At 54.9% G+C, this 12834-nt stretch carries 14 protein-coding genes and 1 pseudogene; 12 read left to right on the forward strand and 3 right to left on the reverse strand.

What is annotated here, in order from left to right; genetic code table 11:
• The 5 genes from ACIOUG_RS12480 to ACIOUG_RS12500 form a co-directional block, all read left to right on the forward strand.
• Window positions 1-442: ribonucleotide-diphosphate reductase subunit beta (locus tag ACIOUG_RS12480; protein WP_401065791.1), on the forward strand; the 442-nt coding region annotated here is incomplete at its 5' end.
• Window positions 443-540: 98 nt separating this feature from the next.
• Window positions 541-1521 (forward strand): ParA family protein, encoded by a 981-nt coding sequence (locus ACIOUG_RS12485; protein ID WP_401065793.1) that lies wholly within the window; start codon window positions 541-543, stop codon window positions 1519-1521.
• Between the two features lie 536 nt (window positions 1522-2057).
• Window positions 2058-2591: a Bro-N domain-containing protein gene (locus tag ACIOUG_RS12490; RefSeq protein ID WP_401065795.1), complete on the forward strand. Its 534-nt coding sequence runs from the start codon at window positions 2058-2060 to the stop codon at window positions 2589-2591.
• A 116-nt stretch (window positions 2592-2707) separates the two neighbouring features.
• The gene (locus ACIOUG_RS12495; RefSeq protein WP_401065797.1) at window positions 2708-3421 is read left to right on the forward strand and encodes an HNH endonuclease; all 714 of its coding nucleotides are present in this window, start codon (window positions 2708-2710) and stop codon (window positions 3419-3421) included.
• 252 nt (window positions 3422-3673) lie between these two features.
• The gene (locus tag ACIOUG_RS12500; RefSeq protein ID WP_401065800.1) at window positions 3674-4657 is read left to right on the forward strand and encodes a hypothetical protein; all 984 of its coding nucleotides are present in this window, start codon (window positions 3674-3676) and stop codon (window positions 4655-4657) included.
• 3 nt (window positions 4658-4660) lie between these two features.
• Here the strand turns inward: ACIOUG_RS12500 and ACIOUG_RS12505 are convergent, their stop codons facing one another.
• A complete protein-coding gene (locus ACIOUG_RS12505; protein ID WP_401065802.1) occupies window positions 4661-5800 on the reverse strand; it encodes a hypothetical protein in 1140 nt (379 codons plus the stop codon).
• Window positions 5801-5863: 63 nt separating this feature from the next.
• Window positions 5864-6679, reverse strand: coding sequence for a sulfite exporter TauE/SafE family protein (locus ACIOUG_RS12510; RefSeq protein ID WP_401065804.1), 816 nt, complete (start codon window positions 6677-6679; stop codon window positions 5864-5866).
• Window positions 6680-6791: 112 nt separating this feature from the next.
• On the opposite strand from ACIOUG_RS12510, the gene ACIOUG_RS12515 reads away from it, so the two are divergent.
• The 4 genes from ACIOUG_RS12515 to ACIOUG_RS12530 all read left to right on the forward strand — a co-directional run bounded on the left by ACIOUG_RS12515 (window position 6792) and on the right by ACIOUG_RS12530 (window position 8688).
• Window positions 6792-7559, forward strand: coding sequence for an AraC family transcriptional regulator (locus ACIOUG_RS12515; protein WP_401065806.1), 768 nt, complete (start codon window positions 6792-6794; stop codon window positions 7557-7559).
• Between the two features lie 93 nt (window positions 7560-7652).
• Complete coding sequence (locus ACIOUG_RS12520; RefSeq protein ID WP_401065808.1) at window positions 7653-7970, forward strand: XRE family transcriptional regulator; 318 nt, start codon at window positions 7653-7655, stop codon at window positions 7968-7970.
• Between the two features lie 42 nt (window positions 7971-8012).
• Window positions 8013-8381, forward strand: a complete 369-nt coding sequence (locus tag ACIOUG_RS12525) for a type II toxin-antitoxin system RelE/ParE family toxin (protein WP_083368143.1) — start codon at window positions 8013-8015, stop codon at window positions 8379-8381.
• Entirely contained in the window at window positions 8368-8688 is a 321-nt protein-coding gene (locus ACIOUG_RS12530; RefSeq protein ID WP_339430903.1) for a helix-turn-helix transcriptional regulator, read from the forward strand. The genes ACIOUG_RS12525 and ACIOUG_RS12530 overlap by 14 nt, the downstream gene beginning before the upstream one ends.
• An 11-nt stretch (window positions 8689-8699) precedes the next feature.
• Here the strand turns inward: ACIOUG_RS12530 and ACIOUG_RS12535 are convergent, their stop codons facing one another.
• Window positions 8700-9755, reverse strand: coding sequence for an MBL fold metallo-hydrolase (locus tag ACIOUG_RS12535; protein ID WP_401065811.1), 1056 nt, complete (start codon window positions 9753-9755; stop codon window positions 8700-8702).
• Between the two features lie 215 nt (window positions 9756-9970).
• On the opposite strand from ACIOUG_RS12535, the gene ACIOUG_RS12540 reads away from it, so the two are divergent.
• From ACIOUG_RS12540 to ACIOUG_RS12550, 3 genes and pseudogenes are all read left to right on the forward strand, one after another.
• On the forward strand, window positions 9971-10579 hold the full coding sequence (locus ACIOUG_RS12540; RefSeq protein ID WP_401065813.1) for a TetR/AcrR family transcriptional regulator: 609 nt from the start codon (window positions 9971-9973) through the stop codon (window positions 10577-10579).
• Window positions 10580-10714: 135 nt separating this feature from the next.
• Window positions 10715-11812 carry a diguanylate cyclase gene (locus tag ACIOUG_RS12545; protein WP_401065814.1) on the forward strand — a complete coding sequence of 366 codons (1098 nt, stop codon included), beginning with the start codon at window positions 10715-10717 and terminating at the stop codon, window positions 11810-11812.
• 274 nt (window positions 11813-12086) lie between these two features.
• Window positions 12087-12770: pseudogene (locus tag ACIOUG_RS12550) on the forward strand (PAS domain-containing protein); the annotation flags it as partial.
• Window positions 12771-12834 lie beyond the last annotated feature (64 nt).

Below are 12834 nucleotides of genomic sequence, written 5' to 3' on the forward strand. Positions count from 1 at the left end.
CCAAATCCTCTCCATGGGACGCCGCAACAAAATCACCGGCGTCGCCGAGCAGTTCCAGTACATCCTGCGCGACGAATCCATGCACCTGAACTTCGGCATCGACGTGATCAACCAGATCAAAATCGAAAACCCACACCTGTGGGATGCCGAGATGAAAGAAGAAGCGACCCAGATGATCCTGCAGGGTACGCAGCTGGAAATCGAATACGCCCGCGACACCATGCCTCGCGGCGTACTGGGCATGAACGCAGCGATGATGGAGGACTATCTGAAGTTCATCGCCAACCGTCGTTTGTCGCAGATTGGTTTGAAAGAGGAATATCCAGGGACGACTAACCCGTTCCCTTGGATGAGCGAGATTATGGACTTGAAGAAAGAGAAGAATTTCTTTGAGACGCGGGTTATTGAGTATCAGACTGGTGGTGCGTTGAGCTGGGATTGACCCCCTCTAACCTCGAAGCCGTGCTTTACCTACATATGGATGTTGGGAAAGTAAATAATAGCCCCGCATTTGCGGGGCTTTTTTATTAGGAGCAAAAAATGCAATCAATCGCAATTTTTAATAATAAAGGTGGAGTTGGAAAAACCACCTACATCTATCACGTTGCGCATCTGCTCGCCGAGAAAGGCAAAAAAGTTTTATTGGTTGACTGCGATAGCCAGTCGAACCTTACAGCTTACTGCCTTGACGATAAAAAAATTAGTGATGCCTGGAGCGAGAAAGGCAATAGCATCTACCGCGGCATAGAACTCGTTTATCGCGGGATCGGAGACATTCGAAGTGAAGTGGAGCCTATAAAAGTTGGAAACTCGCTATACTTAGTCCCTGGAGATATACGCCTTAGCAACTTTGAAGACGCTCTTGGTGATACTTGGAATAGCGCAAAAGGTGGAAGCGAACCTAGCATCAGAGCGCAATCAGCAATATATCGCTTTTCAAAATTAATGGCGGAAAAAATCAATGCCGATGTCATTATGTATGATCTCGGCCCTAACCTTGGGGCGTTAAATAGAGCAGTTCTCGGCGCGAGTGACTACTTCATTACTCCAGTGGCCCCCGACTTATTTTCGATTCAGGGCACTGAAAATCTCGGATCAAAATTTGAATCCTGGCGCCAGGGTTGGGCGCAGTGTAACTCGTCCTGGAAGGGAGATGAAATCGAGATCCCAAAAGGAATGCCTATATTTTTGGGTTATGTAGTACAGCGACACAACATTCGGGACAATAAAGAGGGAATGACTCAAGGCTGGCAAATATATGCAGATCAAATTGACGGAGCCATTGTAAAAAACATCATTAAGAAACTTGAAGAAAGCGGCCAAGTATATACATGGCCGGACGGTTTTAATCTTGGAAAAATCCCCAACCTTCATAGTCTTATCCCATACTCTCTTGCAGCAAGGAAACCCGTTTTCAATTGCACGAGGCGAGATGGGCTTAACGGCGCACATATTAGCAGAGCCAGAGAATCAAAAAATCATTTCACCCCAATCGTCAATCGACTTCTAAAAGTAATTTAAACCCTGACAGCTAGTCCGAAGAAACTCGGACTAGCACCACTTACACCTCCATCTCTTTAAACAAAAAAACACAATGCAACATTGCATAACTACTAACAACAAAAACTCAATACAACATTTCCACCACGCATCACATTTCAATAATTTTGTATATAAATATTACACCCAAATATAAATCTAGTTTTATAAAATACGACCTTGACCTGTTCGAGCAAATCCTCTCTACTTAGTATCTGGTGCCTAAGAAACACCTCACACAGCGGACTCACCGCACCCGACAGTCGCGGCTTTTTGTGCCTACGGTTTCCCCGTGCGCATCAAAAACTCTGTTATGCCGGGAGTGGGCGAATACAAGACCCGAAAGGGGAATATGTCCGGCCCTCTGTGTGGGGTTTCTTAGCTCCCGGCACCCAGCCTTAAGAAAGCTGACATCACACAGAGGTAAATGGATATGCCTAAAAATGTCTCCTTCAGCACGAAGGAAATCAGCTTCAACCTCAACATCATTTACATGCTTCCAGCATTGGAGGCCTTCCATGTCTGAATCTCACAGTTCGACTGTCTTCACTCTGCACAAGCTCTCTCTCCACGCCCTTCTCCTTGAAGGCCAGCCTTGGTTTTGCGCACGCGATATTGGTCGTTTGATGGGCGTCCATCTTAGTGATCGTATGGTCAGCAAACTGGACAAGGATCAGCATCGTTTTCTGTGGATTGAGTATCACCGCCAACCTGACAAGCAACTGATGCTCAGTGAGTCCGGGGTGTATGCGCTGTTGGTGTATCACTATGTGCCAGGGAATCGACTATTGCGCGAATGGCTGACCCATCAGGTGGTTCCAGCCTTACGCGATGCTGCGTCCTCGGAAAATCCAGATTTACCAATCCTGAGTTTTTTGAAATGGCCTGAGATGTCAGTGAGTCTGTTGCATTGGCAGGATGAAAGCTGGATTCGGCTACGAGATATGCCGTACCTGTTACAGGATCAGACACAGCAGCGAGTAAACATCGCCAAGCCTTGGTGGTGGCGGGCTGCGAAGGTGTTTCAGTCTTCGAAGCATCTGATGAGCTAGATACCGTGTTTGTAAGATCACTTGCGAGAACCGTCGTTAATCTCTGTAGGAATTTTCCTAGACAGCTGTAATGGCCACTCAGTATCGTCCGAGGGTTTTCAACCCTCGGCGATTTTATGGATACGGAAAAGGAAAATAGTGGCTGGACGGATGAAGAGCTTGAAGCTTCGGTTGATGGCTATCTCGATATTCAGGCTCGTTACCCAAATGATCAAAAATTTAATAAGTCCTTGGAGCACAGGCGTCTGCTGAACGGCGTGCTCGCCGGGCGAAACACCAAGTCGATCGACTATCGACTGCAGAACATTACCGCTCTGTTCGAAGATCTTGGGCTGAAAACGATCTCTAGCTACAAACCAAAGGTGAATCTCGGTTCAGGGATCACTGCGCGCCTGATCAAAATCCTAGAATCGAAAGGCCTCATTACGCTGGATTCCGGTACACCTTTCACGCAAGAAGAATCATCACTTCGAAATGTACAACGAGCGAAACAACGTGATTTCGTAAGTGAGCCAGAGGGTGTGCAGATACCTCAGCAAATCGTCAGGACAACCAAAACCTACGCCCGCATATCCAAAGTCAAAGATTGGATTCTGTTCAACGCCAAGGGTATCTGTGAGGGATGTGGACAACCAGGTCCGTTTGAAATGAATGGAGAACCTTACCTTGAGGTTCACCACGTTAAGCATTTGTCGGACAACGGGACGGACTTCAAGACCAACACCGTAGCGCTGTGCCCAAACTGTCATCGACGCTGCCACCATTCTGACGACAGAGAGGCTTTCACTGCTTGGCTGTATGACAACGTTGGAAGACTCGAAAAGGAATAATCGCGGTTTATCTGACTACCCGTATTGGCTGATCTTGGGGCTGCTTCGCAGCCCAGCGGGAGCAAGCTCCCTCGCCACAGGGGTGATGTGTGGCCCGCAGTGGCGGGGTGAGGATTGAAAAATCTGGTTGATGCCTGGAATCGCCAGCAGGCTGACTCCTACAGATTCCGCATCATCCTGAAAACAATCAGTGCAACCCGCGCCGCCGCCCGCTATTAATACCCCTCCCCACTCAAGGATCCGAGCCCCACCATGAAATTCGATCTCGCCTACTGCCTCAGCCTCGACGACAAGTTGTCGATCTATGACGTTCGAGATCTCAATTTTGATGAGACGGTGGCGTTCGATTCTGCGAAGGAACACTTCCAGTGCCCCAACGATGCCTGTCGTTCGGCGTTCGATGCGTCGAACGATTTGGGCACCTTCAATGCCAAGAACGTGAATTACGTACGCACGCCACACTTCAAGAATCTGCCCACGACGCAACATGTGGCGGGTTGTCTGTATGTGAGTTTGAAGACGTCGGCATCCGGGGTTGAGGCGGTGGATGGCGAAACGGATGACGGGCGGGAGGAGCATTTTCCGTCGGAGTTGTTGCTGACGCGGCGTGAATATGTGCGCAAGCCTGTTGCGCCGGCGGGTGCGGCGGATGTGTTGCGGGATGATCCGGTGCGGGTGGCGCAGGTGAGTTCCAAGGAGTCGCCGGGGCGTGAGACGGCGCCGGACAAGACCAGTGTGTTTGCGCATCCGGTGGAGTGTTTTGTCTCTAATTTCGCCGACAAGGAGTTGCTCAAGCGCATGCCGTTGAAGATCGGCGAGCACACGGCGCCTTATGGCTCGTTCTTCAAGAAGATCGAGTATCTGACGGACAACAAGGGGCTGATTTACTGGGGCAAGATCAAGGAGATCAAGGATTACACCCAGAGTTTTCGCATCGATTTCGAGCAGAAGGTCTGGTTCAAGCAGGCGGATGAGGCGAAGAAGAAGCCGTACTCGGTGAACGTGTACTTGAGCAAGAAGTTGATCGACAACTACCGCAAGCGCAAGGCGTTTCTGGAAGAGATCAAGCATGCGATCGACAGCGACAAGGAGTTGTTCTGTTTCTTCTATGGCGTGACGCCGGAGTTGAAGCAGGTGCCGAGCAAGAAGAACCCCGAACAGACGTTCGGGGTGTTCAGTGCCAACATCGAGAACCTGGATCACTTTATTGTGCGGGAAGCGCCGGGGTTGGCGTGACGGTCAGCCTTTGGGCAATTGCAGTTTGGCGTCGCCACGGTGCTGGTTGACCAGCGAGTAAGGCAGTACCGACCAGTCGGGGTTGTCGCAGTTACGCTGGTAACGGGCGAAGTAAGCACCCAGGTAAATCCCCTTCGGCGTGAAGTGCCAGTTGGAATAGCCCCAGACACTTTCATCGGAGTAATCGCAACTGCCGTCATCTTCGGCGGGCTTCTTCATCTCTTCGGGATAGAGCGTGGTGAACTGTTTGACCAGCCACGGCGCCATGACTTTCATCTGAGCGTATTCGGTGGCCGCGCTATTCGGTTCACCGATCCACAGTACATCTTTGAGTTTCAACAATTCGCCGGTGTGGACGTCGAGGTTGATTGGCGAGCTGCCGAAATCCGGGTGGGCGCCGCCGCAGCTGTAACCAGTAGAGATGTCCAGACTGACCACGTCCGGCGAGAGAAACTCCGGGGCAGCACCTTGATCGAACTCGGCGTATACCCCGCCATCCATCATGCAGCGGTGATAGTCGATGACTTCAGTCCAGAGCCGTCCGAGCAAGTGGTTGTTGATCCGCTGCTGCTCTTCTTTCGTATAGCCGGACTCGACACTGAACAGCGAAATCTTCGACTCGGGCTCCGTCCACCATTGCAGGTCGTAGCCCATGAAGTTTTCTTTCTTCTCCGGTTTGAGTTTGAGTCCCTGTAAGCGCAAATACTCGTAGGGATCGCTCTTCGGCAAAGTGGCAATAAAGGGCAGCGTAGTTGCGCTCGGCGCAGGAAGTTTGGCTTCGGTCAGTTGCACCGGCAGTTTCTTGCCCTTGGGGTTTTGCCATTCGCCCTGCCAGCCATTGGCGGTGGATTTCAACTTCAGGGTGGGCAGCGGTTTGTCGTCGCCATAGCGGTTGTTGCCTTCAACAAGATTCAATGTGCTGTCTTGCAGCGAGCCGCTGAGTTCCAGGTCGCGGTGATACTTCTCGTAGAAGTAGCGGCCGGTAACTTCGTCCTGCTGCGTGGTGTTGAGCTCCACCACAATCGGCGTTTTGCCCAACGTACCGGTGAACACACGTCGGCCATCTTCGGCATGGGTGGTGGTGGAAATGAGCGTGAACAGCGCCACAGCGTATGGCGCCAGGCGCAGCAGTCCCTTGAGCATGGATCAATCCCTGAATGAATGAGGCTGCGAAGTATGCAGAGGATGCACGCAGGAATCGAGGCTCTACTTGAGCAGCATGCCCAGCATCACGACGATTAACAGACCGATATACACCCAAGCATGCACCCGATCCGGTATCCGCCCGATCCACGGCGTGGCCAAGCGAATCCCGACCAACGACCCTAGCGTCAGCACCGCAAACGCCAGCAAATCCACATACCCGACAAACCACGCGCCCAGATCCGTCTCGCTGAAACCGGCCAGTGCCATGTAGGTCAGCGTCCCGGCCACGGCGACCGGCACGCTTAACGGGTTCGCCATGGATGTGGCCTGGGACATGCTCAGTCCGCAGCGACGCAAAAGCGGTACGGTCATGACGCTTCCTCCTACACCAAGGAACGTGGCGATGGCGCCGATGCCTACACCGCCGGCGGATATTTCCTTGCGATCCAATCGGCGTGGGATGACGCCTTCGCTGCGGGTGAGGAAGCCGCGTCTGAGCAGGCAGTCGATGATGGTCACGCCGAGGTAGGCGATGAAGGCGTAGCGAATGATTTCGCCGCTGGCCCACACCGCGGCTATCGCGCCGATGATCGCGCCGAGGGCAATGAAGCCGCCGAGCGGCCACAGGTAATGGCGGATCAGGTTGCCGGCGCGGCGGTGTTTGTCGGTGGCGATCAGGGCGTTGACGATCATCACGCAGGTCGAAGTGGCGACGGCAATGTGCATTGCCGATTGGCCGATGGGGTCGTCGGCGCCGTGGCTGGCGCTGAGCATGCGGTATAGCAATGGCACGACGACGAAGCCACCGCCGAAGCCGAACAGGACGGCGGTGATGCCGGTTAGGCAGCCGAACAGAGTCAGCAGTAGGTAGAACATGGCGCGTCTTCCGGTGATGGCGAGCTGTCGACGATAGAGCGACGCGGCTTGGCCTGCTTCAGCAACTCAGCCAATAATGTTTGCGTTTACGCCAATCAACGGTACGCCTTCGATGCGCAATGTTTTGATCAATCTGCTGGATGATACGCCGCGCCCGGTGGTGGCGATCGGTACGGATTATTCCCACGGCCATCTGTTGCCATTTCATACACACCGGCGGGCGCAATTGCTGTACGGCGCGACCGGGGTGATGCAGGTTCGCACCCATGACGGCAACTGGGTGGTGCCACCGCAACGGGCGGTATGGATTCCGCCGGGAGTGGCGCATGAAGTGCTGATGCTCGGCGTGAGTACGCGCAGTGTGTACATCGAGCCGGGGGCGGTGGATTTGGGTGAGCGCTGTCAGGTAATCAGTGTTTCACCGTTGATGCGGCACTTGTTGATGGAGGCGGTGGAACTGCCGCTGGCCTATGACCTCGACGGCCGCGACGGCGTATTGATCGACCTGCTGCTGCATGAACTGACGCGCAGTGCGCCCCTGCCCTTGCATATTCCGCTGCCGACTGACGGAAAGCTCCTGGCTTTGTGTCAGACCTTTCTGCTTCAGCCGAACGCCCATCAGTCGCCGCAACACTGGGCCGAGCAGTTGCACATAAGCTTGCGCACCTTCAACAGACTGTTTCGGCAGCAGACCGGGTTGAGCTTCAGCCAATGGCGGCAACAGGCCTGCGTGGTGCTGGCACTGGCACGTCTGGCGGCCGGTGAAGCGGTGACGCGAATCGCCCTGGATTTCGGTTATGAAAGCCCGGCGGCGTTCTCGACGATGTTCCGGCGCATCCTCGGTCAGGCACCGTCCGTCTGGTTGGAGGCGGCGAACTAGGGCAAATCAAAAAATGCGTTTGATCCCGGCCGAAAACAACTGTACAAAAACACAGTACATTTTCAATCAGCACTCTTGAGCCCGGAGCACACCATGGCCTCTCTTGCGATGAACCACATCCTCGAACGCATTGCCCTTTTCCAGTTCACCCCGACGCATTGTGTCCAGGCCCGAGCGATGCTGGGCTGGAGCGTGGAACAGCTGTCGCGCGAAGCGGAAGTTGCGGTGGACGACATTCAGCGGTTTGAAACGCAGCAGGAAGTGGCGGACGCAGCGCGGCTGGCGCTGGCGTATCGGTTTGAGGCGCAGGGGTTGGTGTTTTTTCACGGGTTTGCGCCGGGGCGATCAGTGAGTGCCATGAACTCAGCATTGGAGTCAGTGGGGCACGGGGATCACGCCATGGCTAAATAAACAGGCAAGTTGATATTTATCCCTAAATAGGTATATTTTCGCATGAGTGCAAGGAAGCCGCTCTTGTGGGTCTGCAGTAGCAAGAAAGATCTCAAGCAGATGCCCACAGATGTACAGGATGTTTTTGGTTACGCATTGGATTTGGCCCAGAGTGGCTTGAAGCATCCGGATGCAAAACCCCTGAAAGGGTTTGGAGGCGCAGGAGTGCTGGAGCTGATCGAAGACTTCGACACCAACACCTACCGGGCCATTTATACGGTTCGTTTCGGCAGTGCCATTTATGTATTGCACTGCTTTCAGAAGAAGTCGACGACCGGAATCAAAACGGCTCAGTCAGACATTGATCTGATCCGAAACCGACTTCGAGCCGCTCAGGATCACGCGAAAGGATCAGAAAATGATAGAAATTGAAGAAAGTAGCGGGAACGTCTACCAAGACCTCGAATTACCCAATGCCAGTGAAATGCAGGTTAAGTCGCAGCTCGCGGCGAAGATCGGCGAGATCATAAAGGCACGCCATCTCACTCAAATTCAGGCATCTGAAATTCTTGGATTATCTCAGCCCAAGCTATCCGAAATGCTGCGGGGGAAATTTCGCGGCATCAGTGAAGCCAAGATGATGGAGTGCCTCTCGCATCTTGGACGAGACGTTCAGATCGTAGTGAAATCGGCCCCCCGGTCACGGAAAGAGGGCCGAATTGAAGTGGTGTTTGCTTAACTTGAAACTCGTCACGCGTTCTGCACCACGCCCTCACCCTCCCCTTCAACCGCCAACCACCACGCACTTCCGCGCTGTGGTTGCATAAGGTTGAACGCCTCGCCCATTTGCGGCGTGGTGATCGAAACACTGCGTTCCCACGCCAGCGCCAGAATCCGGTCAAACGGTTCATGCCAGGCATGCATTGCCAGGTCGAAGGTGCCGTTGTGGATCGGAAACAGCCAGCGGCCCTTGAGGTCGAGGTGCGCTTGCAGGGTTTCTTCGGGTTGCATGTGCACGTGTGGCCATTCGACGTTGTAGGCGCCGGTTTCCATCAGGGTCAGGTCGAACGGACCGTACTGTTCGCCGATGCGTTTGAAGCCGTCGAAGTAGCCGCTGTCACCGCTGAAGAAGATCCGCGTGTCACCGTCGATCATCACCCATGAAGCCCAAAGGGTGCTGTTGCTGTCGAACAGACCACGCCCGGAGAAGTGCTGCGACGGGGTGGCGACGAAGCGGATGCCGGCGATTTCGGTGCCCTGCCACCAGTCGTACTGGCGCACTTTGTCGGCGTCGATGCCCCACTTGATCAGGGTATCGCCGACGCCTAGCGGGGTCAGGAAGTAGTTGGTCTTGGCCGCCAGTTTCAGCACGGCCTGGTAATCGAGGTGGTCGTAGTGGTTGTGCGACAGGATCACTGCTTCGATCGGCGGCAACTGGTCAATGCTGATCGGCGGCTGGTGGAAGCGTTTCGGCCCGGCCCATTGCACCGGCGAGGCGCGCTCGGCGAAGACCGGGTCGGTTATCCAGAATTTGTCGCGCAGCTTCAGCAACAGGGTCGAGTGGCCGAGGCGGTAGATGCTGTGGTTGGGCGCTGCCAGCAAGTCTTCCCGAGTCAGCGCTTGCACCGGTATCGCGGCGGCTGGTCGGGTATTGCGCGGTTTGTGGAAGATCATGTTCCACATGATCCGCAGCATCTTGCGCACGCCTTCGCGTTGCACCGGCGCATGGTTACGGAACAGCCCTTGATCCTGGCGAGAGGCTTCAGGCGTGGAAGTTTGATCCGCAGAGACATCTGGATTGGCCATGACTGAGAGACTCCAGAAAAACCGCGCAATTCGCGGTTTTTCACGGTGGGACGATAAATGGCCAAAGCACGCACGCATCAGCCGAACTGTCTGGTTTTAGGTTGCGCGGATTAACGCAACATTACACTGGGCGGTGTAGTTTCTAGGTTGCATGAAACCGCATGACAAGTAAACTGCCAAGTGTAATTCCACCCTCTCTCTGCCGAAGCGTACTTATGACAGCTCCAAAGCGCCTCACCGACCGCAAACGCGAAGCCATCATTCAGGCGGCGATTGCCGAATTCCGTGCCAACGGGTTCGAGATCACCAGCATGGACAAGATCGCAGCCTCCGCCGGGGTGTCGAAGCGCACGGTGTACAACCATTTTCCGAGCAAGGAAGAGCTGTTCGCCGAAATTCTCAACCAACTCTGGGCACGCATCACTGCCGAGCAAACCGTGACCTATCGCCCCGATCAGCCGCTGCGCGAGCAATTGCAGCAGATGTTGTTGGCGAAACTGCAGATGATGGCCGATGACAATTTTCTCGGTCTGGCGCGGGTAGCGATTGCCGCCACCATCCATTCCCCGGAGCGTGCGCAAGACATGGTGGCGCGCATGGGCGAGCGGGAAGAAGGCCTGACGGTGTGGATTCGCGCCGCACAGGCGGATGGTCGACTGAAGGCTGTGGATGCGGAGTTCGCCGCGCAACAGGTGCAAGGTCTGTTGAAGTCGTTCGGTTTCTGGCCGCAGATTTCCATGGGCCAGCCGCCACTGGATGCAACCACACAAACAGCGGTGGCCGAGTCGGCAATGGAGATGTTTCTGGCACGCTACCGGCTCTAAACCGCCCCTATCCCGCGCCTGCCTCGATTAAATGGCTCGGAAGGACACTGATTATTCCCGTTGGAATAAATGACAATGTCCGACAATTGACCGACGGACGGTCAACCTGAAAAAGATACTGCAAAGTATTTCAGGATGAATCTGGCGCAGGACATCATGGAAAACCAACGCGGCAAAGGCTTGTCATTCGCCAGGCGCATTTATCTGCCCAGGGCCATCGGTCTGGGCGTCGGCTTTTTCAGTGTCGCGGCAGCGCTGTACCCGTTGAACATGCCAATGTGGCTGTGGGCGCTGCTGGTGTTCAACGGTTTTATCTGGCCGCACCTGGCCTATCAGGTTTCAACCCGTTCAGCCTTCCCCTACCACGCCGAACGTCGCAACCTGTTGTACGACTCGCTGTGCGGCGGCTTCTGGACCGCGTGTTTCCAGTTCAATCCGCTGACCACCGTGACCATCCTGTCAATGATGACCATGAACAATGTCGCCGCCGGTGGCCGACATCTGTTCCTGCTCGGTGCCCTCGCCCAAGTCACGGGCATACTGTTGGGCTGGCTGGTGTTCGGCTTCAAGATCAGCCTGACGATGACGCAAATCGAGGTGTGGGCCTGCCTGCCGATGCTGACCCTGTACCCGTTGGCCTTGGGCATGGTCTGTTACCAACTGGCGATCAAACTCGCGCAGCACAAGCGTGCACTCAGAGACCTTAGCCGCACCGACAGCCTCACCGGACTGCTCAACCACGGCGCCTGGAAAGATCTGCTGCACGCCAGATTCGAACGCTGCCGGCAGCACAGCACCCAGGACATATTGGCGCTGATCGACGTTGATCATTTCAAGACCATCAACGACAACTACGGGCACATCATTGGCGACGCGGTTCTGAGCCAACTGAGCCACGAACTCAAAAGCATGCTTGCCGAAGGCGAACGGGCCGGCCGTTATGGCGGCGACGAGTTTTGCCTGATCTTGCCTGACCAGCCGCTGAAAAAAGCCGAACAGCAGATGGAACGATTGCGTCAGGCGCTGGATCAATACCGTCACTCTGAGGTGCCAGAGCTGCGGGTCAGCCTGAGTATCGGCCTGGCGCGGTTTCAGCCGTCATACAGCGACGCGCTGGCCTGGCTGGATGACGCTGACAAAGCGCTGTACACCGCCAAACACACGGGACGCAACACCATCAGCGTGGCACTGAGCCGTCCGAGCTCGAACGATGCCAACTCCATCAGCCTTTGAAAAACCGTTAAACATGTCGGCTCGCATTTTCTTGTACAACCTTAATCAGTTTGTATAAGATCAGCGCGTCAGCCTGGATGCTGGCACTTTGCAGTCAATGGCAAATGCTCATCCAGCATTTGCTCTGCCAGCGCGGAAACAGGGACACAAACCTCGTCTTTCCCTACTTCCAGGTACTGCTCACATGTTTTTCAATCGCCATCAATCCGCCCTCAACGACCTTCAACACACCATCACCGAACAGAACGGCCTGCTCGAAGCGATCAATCGCTCCATGGCGGTGATCGAGTTCGACCTCGATGGCGTGGTGTTAAAGGCCAATGACAACTTCCTCAAAACCATGGGTTACCGCGCCGAACAGGTGATCGGCCAGCCTCATCGCTTGTTCTGCACCCCGGAGTTTGGCCGCAGCGCGCAATACATCGAATTGTGGTCACGCCTGAAAAACGGCCAGTTCCAGTCCGGCACCTTCGAGCGGATCAACAGCCAGGGCCAGCCGATCTGGCTGGAAGCCAACTACAACCCGATCAAGGATGCGTCGGGACGCGTGGTCAAAGTGGTCAAGTTCGCCATGAACGTGACGACCAAGGTGCAGCAGGAAAGCGAGGCCAACGCCAAACTGCAGGCGATCGACCGGGCGATGGCGGTCATCGAGTTCGACCTTGACGGCGGCATTCTCACGGCCAATCAGAATTTTCTGACACGCATGGGTTACACGCTCGCTGAACTCAAGGGTAAACATCACCGCTTGTTCTGCCGCGCAGAGCTGGTCAACAGCAGCGCCTACGAAGATTTCTGGCGACGGTTGAATCAGGGTGAGTTGTTCCAGGGCCAGTTCGAACGCGTCGACAAGCGTGGCCAAAGTGTTTGGCTGGAGGCCAACTACAACCCGGTGTACGACGCCGCCGGGCGTTTGTGCAAAGTGGTGAAATTCGCCACCGACGTCACCGCCCGCGTCGAGCAGCACGAGCACGATGCCCGTAGCGCCAGCGCGGCTTATCACATCTCGGTGGAAACCCGGA

It is taken from the genome of Pseudomonas sp. NPDC087803 (assembly GCF_044742995.1).
In the GTDB taxonomy this organism is placed as follows: Bacteria; Pseudomonadota; Gammaproteobacteria; order Pseudomonadales; family Pseudomonadaceae; genus Aquipseudomonas.